Origin of the sequence: Rhodococcus rhodochrous, assembly GCF_900187265.1 — a bacterium.
Classification (GTDB): domain Bacteria; phylum Actinomycetota; class Actinomycetes; order Mycobacteriales; family Mycobacteriaceae; genus Rhodococcus; species Rhodococcus rhodochrous.
The window spans coordinates 4,666,724-4,682,602 of sequence record NZ_LT906450.1 but is presented as its reverse complement, the minus strand read 5'-3'; the positions used below and the strand labels follow the sequence as shown (position 1 = coordinate 4,682,602).

At 67.2% G+C, this 15,879-nt stretch carries 14 protein-coding genes; 7 read left to right on the top strand and 7 right to left on the bottom strand.

Going from position 1 to position 15,879, the window contains the following annotated elements; genetic code table 11:
- Positions 1-13: 13 nt before the first annotated feature.
- From CKW34_RS21330 to CKW34_RS21300, 7 genes are all read right to left on the bottom strand, one after another.
- A complete protein-coding gene (locus tag CKW34_RS21330) occupies positions 14-943 on the bottom strand; it encodes an alpha/beta hydrolase (RefSeq protein WP_059384056.1) in 930 nt (309 codons plus the stop codon).
- A complete protein-coding gene (locus tag CKW34_RS21325; RefSeq protein ID WP_059384057.1) occupies positions 940-2,625 on the bottom strand; it encodes a thiolase C-terminal domain-containing protein in 1,686 nt (561 codons plus the stop codon). The genes CKW34_RS21330 and CKW34_RS21325 overlap by 4 nt, the downstream gene beginning before the upstream one ends.
- Positions 2,626-2,681: 56 nt before the next feature.
- Positions 2,682-4,028 carry a cytochrome P450 gene (locus tag CKW34_RS21320; RefSeq protein WP_059384058.1) on the bottom strand — a complete coding sequence of 449 codons (1,347 nt, stop codon included), beginning with the start codon at positions 4,026-4,028 and terminating at the stop codon, positions 2,682-2,684.
- 47 nt (positions 4,029-4,075) lie between these two features.
- Complete coding sequence (locus CKW34_RS21315) at positions 4,076-4,267, bottom strand: ferredoxin (protein WP_016692314.1); 192 nt, start codon at positions 4,265-4,267, stop codon at positions 4,076-4,078.
- An 85-nt stretch (positions 4,268-4,352) separates the two neighbouring features.
- On the bottom strand, positions 4,353-5,213 hold the full coding sequence (locus CKW34_RS21310; RefSeq protein WP_059384059.1) for a mycofactocin-coupled SDR family oxidoreductase: 861 nt from the start codon (positions 5,211-5,213) through the stop codon (positions 4,353-4,355).
- 40 nt (positions 5,214-5,253) lie between these two features.
- On the bottom strand, positions 5,254-5,958 hold the full coding sequence (locus CKW34_RS21305; protein ID WP_016692316.1) for an SDR family NAD(P)-dependent oxidoreductase: 705 nt from the start codon (positions 5,956-5,958) through the stop codon (positions 5,254-5,256).
- Positions 5,955-6,764, bottom strand: a complete 810-nt coding sequence (locus tag CKW34_RS21300; RefSeq protein WP_059384060.1) for a TauD/TfdA dioxygenase family protein — start codon at positions 6,762-6,764, stop codon at positions 5,955-5,957. Before CKW34_RS21300 ends, CKW34_RS21305 begins: the two co-directional genes overlap by 4 nt.
- Positions 6,765-6,974: 210 nt before the next feature.
- On the opposite strand from CKW34_RS21300, the gene CKW34_RS21295 reads away from it, so the two are divergent.
- The 7 genes from CKW34_RS21295 to CKW34_RS21265 all read left to right on the top strand — a co-directional run bounded on the left by CKW34_RS21295 (position 6,975) and on the right by CKW34_RS21265 (position 15,830).
- Positions 6,975-8,471, top strand: a complete 1,497-nt coding sequence (locus CKW34_RS21295; RefSeq protein ID WP_059384061.1) for an aldehyde dehydrogenase family protein — start codon at positions 6,975-6,977, stop codon at positions 8,469-8,471.
- On the top strand, positions 8,468-9,673 hold the full coding sequence (locus tag CKW34_RS21290; RefSeq protein WP_016692320.1) for a CaiB/BaiF CoA transferase family protein: 1,206 nt from the start codon (positions 8,468-8,470) through the stop codon (positions 9,671-9,673). The genes CKW34_RS21295 and CKW34_RS21290 overlap by 4 nt, the downstream gene beginning before the upstream one ends.
- A 30-nt stretch (positions 9,674-9,703) precedes the next feature.
- Positions 9,704-10,897, top strand: coding sequence for an OB-fold domain-containing protein (locus CKW34_RS21285; RefSeq protein ID WP_059384062.1), 1,194 nt, complete (start codon positions 9,704-9,706; stop codon positions 10,895-10,897).
- Entirely contained in the window at positions 10,894-12,051 is a 1,158-nt protein-coding gene (locus tag CKW34_RS21280; RefSeq protein WP_059384063.1) for a thiolase family protein, read from the top strand. Before CKW34_RS21285 ends, CKW34_RS21280 begins: the two co-directional genes overlap by 4 nt.
- A gap of 301 nt (positions 12,052-12,352) precedes the next feature.
- Positions 12,353-13,306, top strand: coding sequence for an ABC transporter permease (locus CKW34_RS21275; RefSeq protein WP_059384064.1), 954 nt, complete (start codon positions 12,353-12,355; stop codon positions 13,304-13,306).
- Complete coding sequence (locus CKW34_RS21270; RefSeq protein WP_059384065.1) at positions 13,303-14,205, top strand: ABC transporter permease; 903 nt, start codon at positions 13,303-13,305, stop codon at positions 14,203-14,205. Before CKW34_RS21275 ends, CKW34_RS21270 begins: the two co-directional genes overlap by 4 nt.
- Before the next feature lie 47 nt (positions 14,206-14,252).
- Positions 14,253-15,830, top strand: a complete 1,578-nt coding sequence (locus CKW34_RS21265) for an ABC transporter substrate-binding protein (RefSeq protein WP_059384066.1) — start codon at positions 14,253-14,255, stop codon at positions 15,828-15,830.
- Positions 15,831-15,879: the final 49 nt, after the last annotated feature.

Genomic DNA, 15,879 nt, shown 5'->3' with positions numbered 1-15,879 from the left:
CGGGGGTGGGACGTCATAAGGCCGGTACCTCCTGGTGCGCGATGCACTCGTCGACGAATGCGAACACCGTCCGGTGGTAGGCCGGCCCGGCGTAACCGATGCTGAGATTGTGTCCACCGCCGGGATGGAGGTGCAGGGTCACGCCCGGCGCTGCCGTGAACAGCGCAGCGACGTCCTCGAGCGCCTGCGGATCGTTGCGCCAGACCTTCTCGTGTTCGGCGGCGGTGAAGTGCACGGGCACGCGGACCTGCGCGGCGAGGGCGGGGAAGTCGACGGTCGGCCAGCCGGCCGTCACGTCGGCCTCGTAGTCGGGAGTGCGTGCGGCGATCACGGCGCCACCGACGATGTCGGGTGGGTAGAGCTCGGCGGGTGTCCACAGCAGTTCGCCGACACCGCGGGCGTTCGCGTACCGCTCGCGCGTACCGAGGATGCCGGCGGCCAGAGCATGGTGTTCGCGGCCCGTGCCGGAGAGCTCGATGCCGAGTACCTCGTCGTGCCGGTTCTCGACGGCCATGCGTGTCGTCAGTTCGCTTCCGACCGAGTGCCCCCACAGGAACAGACCGGCGCCGCGGGGTGCTGTGCCGAGCAGCGCGTCGACGGTGCGGTAGGCCAGATCGACGCGGCGTTCGGGGTCGCCGAGCTCGTCGCGGTGCGGCCGCGACTCGCCGTAACCGGGGCGATCCGGGGCGATCACAGTGAATCCGTGCGCCACGGCCTCGCGCATCATCGACAGTTCGGGATGGTCGGGGCAGTCCCAGTAGGCCGCGCGGGCGGCACCGCCGTGCAGTGCCACGATCACGGCGCGCGGCTCGGGTGCCTCGGCGACCAGCGCCGACATCGGGATGCCCTCGACATCGACGACGCGGGCTACGGGTGAGACGTCTCCCGCGCCGCCGACGTGAGCCTCCTCGATCGGTGAGGACTGTGCGCGGACGGTGCTCATGAGTCGCTCCGCAGCAGCATCGCGCTGCCGGGAGTGAGTCCGCCACTGCTGACCACGGCCACGCGGGCGTCGCGCACCTGGCGATCTCCTGCGGTGCCGCGCAGCTGCGTGACCGCCTCGTGCACGAGACCCATGCCGTGAGTGCGTCCGTGCGAGAGCTGGCCGCCGTGGGTGTTGAGGGGGAGGACGCCGTCGCGTGCGATGTTCTTCCCGCCGTCGAGGAAGTCCTTCGCCTCGCCGATCCCGCAGAAGCCGAGTGCCTCGATCCACGACAGGGCGTTGAAGGTGAAGCCGTCGTAGAGCTGGGCGACGTCGACGTCCTCGGGTCGCAGCGACGTGCGGGTCCACAGGTGCGCGGCCGGGCCGAGGACCTGCGGTTCGTGGGCGAGGGTGCTCTGGTCCCACTCGATGCGTTCGACGACCTGGGTGCCGACGGCCTCCACGCGGATCGCCGGGCCGGGCAGGTCCTTCACGGTGTCGACGGCGGAGACGATCACCGCCACAGCGCCGTCGCAGGGCACGTCGCAGTCGTACAGGCCGAACGGCGTGGTGACCGGTCGCGCCGACAGGTAGTCGTCCATCGTCAGTGGGTCGCGGTAGATCGCGCCGGGATTGAGGGCGGCGTTCGCGCGTTGGTTGAGCGCGATCCAGCCGAGCGTCTCGCGGGTGGTGCCGTAGCGGTGGAAGTGCCGCTGCGCGTTCTGGGCGAGGGTGTGAGCGGCGGAGACACCACCGAAGGGCACCATCCAGCTGGGGGTCCGTCCGCCGGGCGGCGTGATCTGCCCGGCCTTGACGAGTTCGTTGTAACTCGATTCCCACAGGGTGCGGTAGCAGAGCACGTGCCGGGCGAGACCGCTCGCGACGGCGAGCATCGCGGCGATCACCGAGCCGCTGGGCCCGGGGGTCTCGATGCCGCCGTTGAACCAGGTGGGGCGCAGTCCGAGAGCGGATTCGACGGCGGCGACACCGCCTTCACCGAAACCGATGATCGGGCCGGCACCGGGATAGGTCGACAGGCCGTCGATGTCGTCCATCGTCAGTCCGGCGTCGGCGACGGCACGTTCGCACGCCTGCACGGTGAGGGAGACGGGATCGACCATGAGGCGGCGCCCGATGTCGGACATGCCGATACCGGTGATGGCGACCTTGTCCTCGAACTTGTCCGGGCTCGCGGGCGGACGGATGTGGAAGCGGATCTGCTCGGGTTCGATCTCGTCCACGGGCAGCGGAGCAGGTGTGCCCTGTTCCGCTGCCGGGCGGAAGAGCGGCAGCCAGACGTCGCCGTCCCGATGGAAGACGACCTCCATGCGCATGCCGAGTTCGAGCTGTTCGGCATCGCATTCGACCACGTTGGTGGTCAGGCGCACCCGCGAATCCTCCTCGAGTGCGACCTGCGCGATGACGAACGGAGGGGGAAGGCCGGGCAGCCCGAAACGGTGGTTGACGGTGAACCCGATGAGTGTCGCGTATCCGGAGACCACGCGCACACCCATCTTCTTCTCCCGGCAGTACCGGCAGACCGGTTGCGGCGGATGGATGAGAGCCGAGCACGACTCGCATTCCTGGATCCGCAACCGGCCGTCCTCGCCGGAGGTCCAGAAGAACTTGTTCTGCAGGGTCAACTGGGGGAGGGGGCGTCCCGACGCCTTCGCAGAGGCGTCGCCCGTCTCCCGTTCGACCACTGTCGTCTCAGCCACCGATACCGGCCTTCCTCACTCCTGGTTACGTCCGAGCGGTGTTACCTGGCAGCCGTGATGGGTGCCGCGAGTTCCTGCTCGTCGATCTGGACCTGCAGCTTCTCCAGCGTTTCGTCGAGGCCGGCGCCGAGGCGCTTGCCCGGTGTGAACGTCGCCGGGAGGTGCCGCATGCCCTGGATGACGCCGATGGAGTCGTAGTGCACCGTCGTCTCCGGATCGCACGTGTAGTCGGGCATCCGGTCGAGCACGGCGAGCAGCATCCGCTTGAACACCGTGCGCGCCAGGTTCGATCCGATGCACCGGTGGACACCCAGACCGAAGCTGAAGTGACGGTTGCCCTTCCGCTCGAGATCGATCGAGTTCGGGTCGTCGAACAGAGCGGGATCGCGGTTGGCCATCGCCCACGACAGCCACAGACGCTCACCCTCCTTGAACTGCGTGCCCTTGAACTCGCAGTCGGTGGAGAAGGTACGACCGTCACCCGGCGAGGGGGTGAAGTACCGCAGGAACTCCTCGGTGGCGCTGTCGAGCAGGCTGTCGCGTTCCTGGCTGAGACGCTCGCGCTCGTCGGGATTCTGGCTGAGCCATTCGAGGGCGTGCGAGGTCAGTGCCGTGGTGGTGTCGAATCCGCCACCGATCAGCAGGCTCAGGATGCCGAGAAGCTCCATGTCGTCGGGCTTCTCGCCGAGCACCTCGACGTCGGCGATCGCGTTGATCAGGCCGGGACGCGGCTTCTCGCGGATCTCGAACAGGTTCGTGATCAGGTCGATGCCCATGCTGCGGTGCAGTTCGCTGACGCGGGCGACGTCCGGCGAGTCCGGCGGGGTGTAGATCGCGGCGTGGACCGGCTCGCAGTACACCTCCCACTTCTTGATCGGGACACCGAGCATGGCCAGGGTGATGACGGCCGGCACGATGTTCGCGAGATCGTCGACGAAGTCGATCCGTCCGCTCTCGATCTTCTCGTCGAGGCTCGCGCGCACGACCTCGTCGATGACGGGGATCCACTTCTTGATCGCCGCGGGGGAGAGGTAGGGGTTGAGCAGGGCGCGGAACTCCCGATGCTCGGGGTCGTCCATTTCGAGGATTCCACCGCGCACGCCGGAGGCGCGCTCGGCCGTCGGAATCATGATGCCCTTGTAGCCTTTTCGGACACCCTTGATGTCGTGGTCGTTGGAGACGTTCGGGGACCGGACGAGGTTGAACACCTCGTCGCTGCCCGCGGCGACCCAGTGGCCGCCGTGGGTGTCCGACCAGGCCATCGGGCATTTGGACTGCATCTCTTCCGTGATCGGAAGGAAGTTGTCGCGGTAGTCGGGTGCGTGCCGGTCGAACTGGTAGACCGGAGTGCGGTGGGATGTGTCGGCAACGACGTCGTCGACGCTCATGACTGTCCTCTCTGACGCTTCGATCGGGGCTGTCGAAACGCTGGTGGTCAGGAGATCTCGATGGCCTGCTCGGGGCAGGACCGGGCTGCTTCGCGCACGTTCTCCTCGAGATGCGCGGGCACGTCCTCCACGACGGCGGTCGCGTGGCCGTCGATGTCGCTCAGTTCGAATACTTCTGGTGCGGCCATGGCACACAGGGTGTGGCCCTGGCAGCGGTCGGGGTCGACTCTGACCTTCACGATGTTCCTCCCGGTCGATGATGTGTACTGGTCCGGTCCGGCAACGTTCTGCCGCGTGCGGGGGTCGCCCGCCACGATCGAACGGTCAGATGTGGTAGTCGTACCACTTGAGGTAGCCGCCACCGTCGACGCGCATCTGCATGCCGGTCACGTAGCGCGATTCGTCGGACGCGAGGAAGAGCACCATGTTGCTCGAGTCCTCGGGCTCGATGTACGGGATCGGCATGGCCTGCTGCACACCGAAGGCGGGCTCCGCGTCCTCACGCCGGGGGTGCTCGAGGTCGGGGCGGAAGGAGCGGTACATCGGTTCGCTCTGCAGCATGTCGGTGTTGCAGTTGGTCGGGTGCAGAACGTTCGCGCGGATCATGCGCGGCGCGAGATGGGTTGCGAGCGTGTCGATGAACTGGGACAGGGCCCGCTTGGAGAACACGTAGGCGACGCCACCGAGATCCTTGCCGGGCTGGTCGACCTTCGACACGTCCATCAGTGCCGCGGTGGAACCGGTGGCGATGATGGAGGCGCCTGCCTTCAGGTGCGGCAGGGCGGCGTGGACGGCGTTCATCGTGCCCACGAGGTTGGTGTTGACGACGTCGGTCCAGGCCTGGGTCTGGGGCTCGCCCTTCATGCCGGCGACACCGGCCTGCGCGACGACGACGTCGAGCTTGCCGAACTCGGCAATGCCCTGCGCCACAGCGTCTTCCATCTGGGCTGCGTCGCGGACGTCGGCCTGGATCGCGACGATCCGGCGGCCTTCCTTCTCGACGAGCCTCACGGTTTCCTCGAGGTCCTCCGGCGTGGCCATGGAGTACCCCATCGAGTCGATGTCCGTGCAGATGTCGACAGCGATGATGTCGGCACCCTCGGACGCGAGCTTGACCGCGTGGCTGCGGCCCTGGCCGCGCGCCGCACCGGTGACGAACGCGACCTTGCCTTCGACACGTCCCACTGGATTGTCCTTTCGATCGGGTTTCGGCGGAGAGGGTGGATCAGGTGTTGCGTCCGCCGTTGACCCCGAGGATCTGGCCGGTGATGTATCCGGCCTCCTCGGAGATCAGGAAGGAGCAGGCGGCGGCGATGTCCTCGGGTTGTCCGACTCGGCGGACGGGGGTGCGCTGGACGTGTTCCTCGATGGTGCCGCCGAGCAGGCCCTTCTCGGCGGAGCGGTGCAGCATGGGAGTCTCGACGAAACCGGGGGGTACGGCGTTGACGGTGATGCCGGACGGACCATATTCCAGCGCAAGTGATTTGGTGAGTCCGTTGACGCCGGCCTTGGACGAGACGTAGGCGGTCATGAACTGCTGACCCGACTGCGCGCTCGACGACGAGATGTTGACGATGCGTCCCCAGCCGGCCTCGAGCATGTCGGGCAGGGCGGCCTGCACGCAGTGGAAGACGCCGCCGAGGTTGACGTCGACGACCTTCTGCCAGGTCGCGTAGTCGATGTTGTGGAAGCGCTTGTAGAGCTCGAGTCCCGCGCCGTTGACGAGAATCGTGACGGGGCCGAGCTGTTCGCGGATCCGGGCGAAGGCGTCGTCGACCTGTGCGCGGTCGGAGACGTCGACCTTGTACTCGAGCTCCTCACCGGAGGGGTTGAGATCGAGCACCGCGACCTGGTGGCCGTCCTTGCGCAGGCGTTCGGCGATCGCCTTGCCGATTCCGGAGCTTCCGCCCGTGACGACCGCTGTCTTCACTGCCACGGTTCGTCACCGACGATCGTGGTGCGGCGCATGAGGCGCTCGGACGACGGGTCGTAGGGCAGTGCCCGGTGCAGCATGCCGGTGTTGTCCCAGACGACGAGGTCGCCGACCTGCCATTCGTGGGAGTAGCAGAAGCGTTCCTGCGTGGTCCACGCGAGCAGCTCGTCGAGGAGTTCGCGGCTCTCCTCGGGGCGCATGCCGACGATGTGATCGGCCGTGGCGCCGATGACGAGGGAGCGTCGTCCGTCGCGGCGCTCCCAGACGAGGGAGGACTCGCGGGGCGGCAGCGCACGCCAGCGTGCGACCTGCTCCTCGGTGGGGTCGGGGTAGACCAGACGCTGGGCGGCCTCGAAGCTGTGGACGACGCGCAGGCCTTCGTACCGCTTCTTCTCGTGGTCGGGAAGATTCTCGTAGGCGGCGTAGGTGCTGGCGAACTCCGTTCCGCCACCGACCATTGCGACGTGGCGGGCGGTGAGTGTGGTGGCCTTCGCCGGCACCTCGTTGGTGGTGTCGTCGATGTGCCAGTGGAACGTGCCCTTGAGGTATTCGGCCGTCGGCGTCTTGGCGGGGTCGAGCGAGACGGTGAAGATCTCTTCGCCCGGGACAGGCATGACGACCTTGCCGAGCTTGCGACTGAAGGCGACCTGGGCCTCGTCGTCGAGGTGGATACCGCGCACGAGAAGTACGCCACGCCATTTGAGTGCCTCGAGCAGCTGGGCGACCACACGCTCGTCGTCGAGGCTGTCCAGGCCGGTGACTTCCACACCGAGTGACGGGCTGAGGGCTGTAGTGCTGATCACAAGAATCTCCCTTCCGGTTGCGAGAACCATACTCTCGCGCAATTGGGAGCCGCAAGACCCGGAGAATTCGCCCATGTAGGCCGTTGTCGCGTGGCGCGGGTCACTCCCGGGGCTATCCTGCCGGACTGCTCCTTGCTAAAGTTCTCGAAAGTCGAACAGATTAATTCTCTGATCTGAGAATGTGATTTCCACACGATGCGAGGAGATGGGATGTCAGTGCAGGAGAACGGAGCCACCGCGGTGGCCGACGCCGCGACCACCGAAGTGGCGAAACGGCTGCTGATCGACGGGAAGCTCACCACCACCGAGCGCACCTTCGCTTCCTACAATCCGGCGACCGGTGAACTGGTGGGTTACGCCCCCGATGCGGGTGTCGAGGAGGCGGAAGCCGCCATCCGTGCAGCGCGACGCGCATTCGACACGACCACCTGGTCCACCGATGTCGAGTTCCGGATCAAGTGCCTCGACCAGCTCTACAAGGCCCTGCGCGACAACGTCGAGGAACTGCGCGAGCTGACGATCGCCGAGGTCGGCGCCCCGCGCATCCTCACCCACGGCAACCAGGTCGACGCGCCGCTCGAGATCGTGAAGTACTACGCCGACCTGCTGCGGAACACCGAGTTCACGGAGGACCTCGGCGACGTCGAGTTCCGCGGACAGCCGCACCGCCGCTGGGTGGAGAAGGAAGCGGCCGGCGTCGTCGCCGCGATCGTCGCCTACAACTACCCGACCCAGCTGGCCATGGCGAAGCTGCCGGCCGCGCTCGCCGCGGGCTGCACGGTGGTGCTCAAGGGCGCACCCGACACCCCGCTCGTCACCCAGGCGCTCGCCGAGATCATCGCCGAGCACACCGACATCCCGGCCGGTGTCGTCAACATCATCTCGTCGTCGCAGGTCGCCCCCGGTGAGCTCATGACCACCCATCCGGACGTCGACGTCGTCACCTTCACCGGCTCGACCCCCGTGGGCAAGAAGATCATGGCCGCGGCCGCGGACTCGCTGAAGAAGGTCTTCCTCGAACTCGGCGGCAAGTCGGCGCTCATCGTCCTCGAGGACGCCGACTTCGCGACCGCCGCGCAGTTCGCCGCCTTCAGCATCTGCTCGCATGCCGGCCAGGGCTGCGCGCTGACCACGCGTCTGCTCGTCCCCCGCGACAAGCACGACGAGATCGTCGCGCAGGTCGCCGGGATGATGCAGCACGTGCCCTACGGCGATCCGTCGAACCCGAAGATCTACATGGGCCCGGTCATCAGCGAGAAGCAGCGCGAGAAGATCCACGGCATGGTCGAGCGCGCCGTGGCCGACGGCGCCACCCTCGTCACCGGTGGAGAGAAGGTCGATCCGGGCTGGTTCTACAAGCCCACCCTCCTCGCGAACGTCGACCCCGACAGTGAGATCGCGCAGGAGGAGGTCTTCGGACCGGTCCTCGCCGTCATCCCGTTCGACGACGACGACGATGCCGTGCGGATCGCCAACAACTCCAAGTACGGCCTGTCGGGCGGCGTGCTCACCGCCGACGAAGAACGCGGTATCGCGATCGGCCGCCGCATCCGCACCGGCACCTTCTCCGTCAACGGCGGCAACTACTTCAGCCCCGACGTCCCGTTCGGCGGCTACAAGCAGTCCGGCATCGGCCGTGAGATGGGCAGGGCCGGACTCGAGGAGTTCCAGCAGCTCAAGGCGTTCTCGAAGGCGGTGACCTCGTGAAGCCACTCGAAGGCGTCCGCGTCGTCGAGGTCGCGATGTACGGTTTCGTTCCCTCCGCGGGCGCGGTGCTCGCGGAGTGGGGCGCCGACGTCGTCAAGATCGAGCACGCGGTGACCGGCGACCCGCAGCGGGGTCTGCGACAGACGGGAACCCTTCGCGTCGAAGGTGATCCGAACCCCAACGTCGAGCACGCCAACCGCGGCAAGCGCAGCCTCGGCCTGGACATCTCGATCCCCGAGGGCCGCGAGGTGCTGCTCGAGCTCGTGCGTACCGCCGACGTCTTCCTCACCAGCTTCCTGCCCAAGGTGCGGACCAAGCTGCAGATCGACGTCGACGACATCCGCGCGGTCAACCCGAAGATCGTCTACGCGCGGGGGAGTGCGCTCGGCCCGCGCGGTGTCGAGTCCGGCAAGGGCGGATACGACATGACGGCCTTCTGGGCGCGCGCCGGTGTCGCCGCCACGCTCACCCCGCCCGGCATCGACGGGATGATCGCACCTCCCGGGCCCGCCTTCGGCGACACGATCTCGGGCACGAACCTCGCCGGCGGTATCGCGGCGGCATTGTTCAAGCGTGAACGCACGGGCGAACCCTCGGTGGTCGACGTCTCGCTGCTCAGCAGCGGGGTGTGGGCGATGGGCCACACCATCGCACTGTCCGCGCATCTCGGGCAGCACATGGAAGCACCGAAGGCCGGTGGCCACGGCGCCCCGACGAACCCGCTCTCGGGTGTCTACGGCACGGCGGACGGACGCTACATCTCGTTCGTGATGCTGCAGCCGGCGAGGTTCTGGGCCGATGTGTGCACGCACATCGACCGCCCCGACCTCATCGACGATCCGCGTTTCGCGGACGCACAGTCGATCGCCGCGAACACCGTCGAGGCCGTCGAGATCCTGCGCGAGGTCATCGGCAGCCGCCCGCTCGCGGAATGGGTCCAGCGGTTCGGCACGCTCGCCGGGCCGTGGGCACCGGTCCAGGACTCGCTGCAGGTCGTGAGCGACCCGCAGGTCCGCGACAACGAATATCTGGTCAAGGCAGGGGAACTCGAACTCGTCGCCAATCCGGTGCAGTTCGACGTGACGCCGCCGCAGACCGGACCGGCACCCGAGTTCGCCGCCCAGACCGAGGAGATCCTGCAGGAGCTCGGGCTGGACTGGGAGCGCATCATCGAGCTCAAGACAGCGGGCGCAGTCACCTAGTCGGGGCTGCACCCGGTTCAGGGAGGGCCAATGCCTTACATCGCATCGATCGGAACGTACCTGCCGTGCTGGGGCACCCCCGACGCCAGGATCGCCGGTGACGACGAGGACGCCGTCACCCTCGCCGTCGAGGCGGGCCGCGCCGCACTCGAAGCGGGCGGATCCGTCGAGTACGTCGTCCTCGTCGGCCGGGATCTGCCGCTGACCGAGAGCAGCAACGCTGCGGTTCTGCTCGCAGGACTCGGACTCGATCCCGAACTCGAAGTGATCGAGCGGCTCGGGGGCGCGCCGGCGACGCTGGACGCCCTCGGCTCGGCGCGACCACGGACACTGGTCATCGGGGTCGACCTGAACTCGGCCGGTGCGGCGGCGGCCCTCACCTCCGACCACGGGTTGCAGGTGCGCACCGCCGCACGCGTGTCGCGCAGCCTGCCCGTACGTACGCGGAACGCCTCCGGCGACATCCACGACTACGGGGACCCGAGACTGCTCCGGAAGCGGGGCTATCTCGCCTCGCTCGCGACGGCCTGGGTGGACACCCCGGCCGTCGTGGCGGGGGTCCCGGCGCAGCACGCCGCCTCGCTCGCGGCCACGCAGACCACGGATCTGCCCACGACGGGCGCGAGTTCGGCGCTCTTCGCCCTGGCGGCGATGGCGGAGGCCGGTCTCACCGGACCTCTCGTCGGAGTCGAACAGGCCAGCCTGTCGGGACTGACCGTCGCGGAGGGGACGGCCGAGGTCCGTCGCCGGGAGAGACCTGCGCGGCCCGTGCTCGATTCGGCGCAGACCCTGCCCGGCGAGATCCCGATCTCGCTGGCGGCCTACGAGCGGGCCTTCGAAGCCAAGGTGCGATGGGAGGGCGGGCGTTTCCTCGACAGCGACCAGGTCGACTTCCCGCCGCGCTACCGGGTGGACGAGGACGGCTCGCTCGACACCGAGTACACCTTCGTCGAACTACCGCGCACTGGGACGGTCTACACCGAGGTCACCGTGCACGTGCCGGTGCCGGGTCTGCGCACCCCGTACTCGCTCGTCGTCGTCGACCTCGACGGTGTCGGAGTCCGTGCGCTGGTGCGGGTCACCGGCACTGCCGCCGGCAGTGTCGACATCGGAGACCGGGGACGGCTGGTGCTCCGCCGCATCGCGGTGCGCTCGGGTGTCCCCGACTACGGATACGCCTTCGAACCCGATTCGGATCCCGTGGACGAGGAGGAAGCGGCATGAGAAAGGTCGCGATCGTCGGCGCAGGAATGACACCCTTCGCCGAACATTTCGCTCTGGGCATCCGGGACCTGCTTCCGATGGCCTTCGCCGACTGCGCGGCGAGCGTCGACAAGGGCGTGCGGAAGTCGGACATCGACGCGGCGTGGTTCGGCTCGATGGGGACGACGGACGGTTTCCCGTCCGGGATCCTCGCCGACACCCTCGGGCTGCACGACGTTCCGGTGACGCGGGTCGAGAACTCCTGCGCGACCGGACACGACGCGATCCGCAACGCCGTCTACGGCATCGCATCGGGGGCATGCGACGTCGCGCTCGTGATGGGTGCCGACAAACTCCGGGAGACGGCCTCGAAGGGCATGCTCTGGGAATGGGAATCCATGACGCGCGACATGGCGTGGGATTTCCCGCTCGGCCTCGCGCAGGCGGGTTTCGCGTTGCACATGCGCCGCTATCTGTACGAGTCGCCGGCCACCCGTGAACACATGGCGATGGTCGCGGTGAAGAACCACCGCAACGCGTTGAACAATCCCAAGGCGTGCCGCCGATTCGAGCTGACGGTGGAGGAGGTGCTGGCCGCCGACACGGTGGTGACGCCGTTCGGCGTCTACGATTGCGCGCCGCAGAGCGACGGTGCGGCCGCGCTGATCCTGGTGGCGGACGACGTCGTCGACCGCTACACCGACAGGCCCGTGTGGATCCGCGGCACCGGTCTGGGTTTCGACGCCGTGATGCACCAGCACAAGCGCGATCTCACCTCCTTCGTGGCGACGCGGCGCGCGGCGAAGCAGGCGTTCGGCACCGCGGGCCTGTCACCGGGGGACATCGACGTTGCCGAGATCCACGACTACTTCACCGGAATCGAGATCATCAGCTACGAGGATCTCGGATTCGCCGAGCGCTTCGAGGGTTTCAAGCTTCTCGAGGCGGGAGTCACCGAGGTCGGTGGGTCGCTGCCGGTCAATCCCAGCGGCGGTCTGAACACGAAGGGGCATCCGCCGGGCGCGACCGGTGTCGCCCAGTGCGTGGAATTGTTCGAGCAGCTCCGCGGACAGGCGGTCAACCAGGTCGACGGAGCGCGAACAGGTCTCGCGCACAATGTCGGAGGCCCGACGGCCGTTGCGGCCGTGACGATCCTGGAGGGCCCCGGAGGCTGATCCCGTACTTCCACCCGCCATCGCTGTTCGGCGAGGACCCGTGCACCCGTCCGGTGCACGGGTCCTCGCCGTGCGTACGAGCCGGCCCGTCACCGTCTTTCCGTCTCGTATCTCGAGTATCTTGCAGCGCTGCAAGATTGCCGTTCTGAATAATTAGAAACTCCATTCGTCTTTTCTGTAATCCTTATTGCCGCGGCCACACGCAGGCTCTAATGTGTGGGGCATCACAGGTAGTGCACTCTGCTCGTGTTCTGCGTCGCCGTGATCCACGGCCTCGGTAGTACGACGAAAGTTGAGTCGGATGTTTCTCACAGTTTCGAAAAAGGTGGGCCGCAGCCTGCTGGTGGTCCTGCTGGTGACCATCGCGGTCGTCGGCCTGCTCGGTCTCGCGCCCGGCTCCGTCGCCCAGGTCATCCTGGGGGAGAACGCAACTCCCCAGGCGGTCGCCGAACTGAACGCCAAGCTCGGCCTCGACGCGCCCTTCTGGAGCCAGTACTTCGGGTGGTTGTCCGACGCGGTCCGGGGCGATCTCGGAACCTCGCCGCTGACGGGTCAATCCGTGAGCGAGGCCATCGCCGAACGGTTGCCGGTCACTCTCCAGCTCGCCGCGATGGGTCTGCTGATCGCACTGGTGGTCGCACTCGTCATGGGCGTGATCTCCGCATCCCGCCCGGGTAGCGCCGTCGACCGCGGCATGAACGCCCTGTCGGCCGTCTTCCTCTCGGTGCCCGCCTTCATCGCCGGCCCCGTCCTCATCTACTTCCTCGCGATCAAGCTCCAGATCTTCCCGGTGATGGGCTGGTCCCGGATCAGCGAAGGTCTCGGCGACAACTTGCGCAGCGCGATGCTCCCGGCGCTCGCCATCGCCCTCACCGAGATCGCGGCCTTCCACCGCCTGCTCCGTACCGACCTCATGGGCACGCTGCGTGAGGATTTCATCGCCGCGGCCCGGGCCAAGGGGATGCCGTCCTGGTACGTGATGTTCCGGCACGCACTGAGGCCCTCGTCGTTCTCGCTCATCACCGTTGCCGGCATCAACCTCGGCCGCCTCATCGGCGGCACGGTGATCGTCGAGACCCTGTTCGGCCTCCCGGGTCTGGGCCAACTCGTCGCCTCCTCCATCACCTCCCGCGACGTGATCATGGTGCAGGGGATCGTGGCCTTCATCGCCGTCGTCTACGTGGGCATCAACACCCTCGTCGACCTCAGCTACCAAGTCGTCGACCCGCGGGTCAGGAAGGTGGTCGGAGCATGACGCAGGTCGCGCTCGAGAAGAAGGACGACGCACAGCGGGTCGAGTCGACCACCGAGGATCTGCCGAAGGTACCCGCCGCCAAGAAGACCCGCTCGGTGCTGGTCTACCTGTCGATCGTGTGGCTGGTGCTCATCATCGGTGCCGCGATCTTCGCGAGCGTTCTCCCGCTGGCGCCGTACAACGTTCCGATCGGACCTCCGCGGACGCCCCCGAACCTCGACTCGCTCGACACGCTCCTGGGGACCGACACCCTCGGCAGGTCGATCCTGTCCCGCGTCGTCTACGGCGCGCAGGTCTCGCTCGTCATCGGTGCCGTGGCCGGCCTCGTGGGCTTCCTGATCGGATCGTTCTTCGGCATGATCGCCGGATACTTCGGCAAGCGTGTCGACGCCGTGATCTCGCTGCTGGCCGACGCGATGCTCGCCTTCCCCCCGCTGATCCTGCTCCTGGCCCTCGCCTCGATCCTCACCCCGAGTATCCGGACCATCCTCTTCGGTCTCGGCCTGCTGGCGATCCCGTCGTTCATCCGCCTGGCGCGAGCCAACACCCTCTCCTGGTCGTCGCGTGAATTCGTCAGGGCCGCCAAGAACATGGGCGCCGGCAGCGGACGGATCCTGTTCCGGGAGATCATGCCCAACGTCCTCGCGCCCCTCGCGTCGTACATGCCCATCGTGATCGCGGCGCTCATCGTCGCGGAGGGATCGTTGAGCTTCCTCGGCCTGGGCATCCCGCCGCCGCAGCCCAGCTGGGGCGGAATGATCAACGACGGCAAGGACGCCATCGCCACGTCACCGCACCTGGTGTTCGTACCGGCGCTCGTCATCTTCTTCACGGTGTTCGCCCTCAATCAGGTCGGCGACCATCTCCGTACCAAGTACGACCGCACGCTCCACGACTGAGATACCGAGAAGTGTTCGTACCCAGAATTTCCGAAGAAAGGTCGACCATGATTCGACGTAGAAGAATGTTCGCGGCGGTCGCCGTGGCCTGTTCCGCCGTACTGGTCCTCGGGGCCTGTGGATCGAGCGGTTCCGATACCGCCTCGGCCCAGGACACCGCGGCGGTCGGTGATCCCGTGGCAGGTGGTTCCGCGACCATCCTCCAGGCCGGTGAGCCTCGCTCGCTCGATCCCGCCGCGCTGTCCAACACATGGGCCCATCAGCCGGTGCTGGGCAACGCTCTCTACGGCGAACTGATCATCACGAACAACGACACGTTCGACGTCGAATACCGCATGGCGACCGACTTCTCGACCGAGGACAACGGGAAGACGTTCACGCTCGCACTGCAGCCCGACCTGAAGTTCAGCGACGGCACCCCTCTCGACGCCGCCGCAGTGAAGTTCAACTGGGACCGCCTCAAGGACCCGGCGCTGGCCTCGACGACGATCCGTCAGGCATCGCAGATCGAGTCCACCGAGGTCGTCGACCCGACCACCCTGCGTGTGACGATGGTCGAGCCCAACCCGCAGTTCGCCCAGGCCATCGTCGCCGGTGCACTGAACTGGATCGCATCGCCGGCCGCCCTCGAACAGGGGCAGCAGGCGTTCGACGAGAACCCCATCGGTGCAGGGCCGTTCACGCTCGTGAACTGGACCCGTCAGGACTCGATCCGACTCGAGAAGAACGAATCGTACTGGGACGCCCCGAAGCCCTACCTCGACGAACTCACGATCCGGACGGTGGCCGACTACAACCAGCGACTGAACGCAGCCACGACGGGGGCCGCGGACCTGTCGATGGAATCGAGCTGGACCAGCCTCGAGCGTGCCGAATCTGCGGGCCTCGCCACCCAGGTGACATCGACCGGCGGTGGACAGTTCGCCGCGATGAACTTCCGCAGGGCCCCCTTCGACGATGAGCGGGCACGTCGCGCGGTGTCTCTCGCTGTCGATCTCGATGCCGCGAACACCGTGGTGTACAACGGCGAAGGCGAGATCCCCCGCACCTTCTTCCCCGAGGATTCGCCCTACTACGCCGACATCCAGCTCTCCGAGACGAATACCGAGGAAGCGCAGAAGCTGTTCGACGAACTCGCTGCCGAAGGCAAGCCCGTCTCGTTCACCTACCTGGCCTACCCGACAGCGGAGGCGCGCTCTCTCGGCGAAGCCATCCAGGCCCAGCTCGGAGCATTCGAGAACGTGGACATGCAGGTCGAGGTGCTCGACTACCCGACGCTCACGGCGCGGGCGGGTGCGCGCGACTTCGACATGATCATTTCCTCGGCGATCACGCAGGACCCCGACTTCCCGCTCTCGATCGCGTTCGACTCCACGTCGACCGGCAACTTCACCGGGATCAACGATCCCGAGCTCGACGCAGCTCTCGAGCGCGGCCGGTTCGGCGCGACCGTCGAGGAACGCAAGGAAGCCTACGACGTCGTCCAGCAGCGCCTGGCCGATCAGGTGGTGGGTCTCTGGTACGTCCGGGCCACCCCCTCGGTCGCCTACTCGAAGGATCTGCAGGGCGTGCAGCTCTACACCCTCGGATCGCCGATGCCGGCCGAATTCTGGCTCAGCAACTAGCCGATACAGCCGACAAGACGGAAGGGACCGGCTCGCCGTGACTACTCAG

What these genes read in the sequence shown, in the direction of transcription:
- CKW34_RS21330 (WP_059384056.1), bottom strand. Translation starts at nt 943, where the DNA reads ATGAGCACCGTCCGCGCACAGTCCTCACCGATCGAGGAGGCTCACGTC.
- CKW34_RS21320 (WP_059384058.1), bottom strand. Translation starts at nt 4,028, where the DNA reads ATGAGCGTCGACGACGTCGTTGCCGACACATCCCACCGCACTCCGGTC.
- CKW34_RS21295 (WP_059384061.1), top strand. Translation starts at nt 6,975, where the DNA reads ATGTCAGTGCAGGAGAACGGAGCCACCGCGGTGGCCGACGCCGCGACC.
- CKW34_RS21285 (WP_059384062.1), top strand. Translation starts at nt 9,704, where the DNA reads ATGCCTTACATCGCATCGATCGGAACGTACCTGCCGTGCTGGGGCACC.
- CKW34_RS21280 (WP_059384063.1), top strand. Translation starts at nt 10,894, where the DNA reads ATGAGAAAGGTCGCGATCGTCGGCGCAGGAATGACACCCTTCGCCGAA.
- CKW34_RS21275 (WP_059384064.1), top strand. Translation starts at nt 12,353, where the DNA reads ATGTTTCTCACAGTTTCGAAAAAGGTGGGCCGCAGCCTGCTGGTGGTC.
- CKW34_RS21270 (WP_059384065.1), top strand. Translation starts at nt 13,303, where the DNA reads ATGACGCAGGTCGCGCTCGAGAAGAAGGACGACGCACAGCGGGTCGAG.
- CKW34_RS21265 (WP_059384066.1), top strand. Translation starts at nt 14,253, where the DNA reads ATGATTCGACGTAGAAGAATGTTCGCGGCGGTCGCCGTGGCCTGTTCC.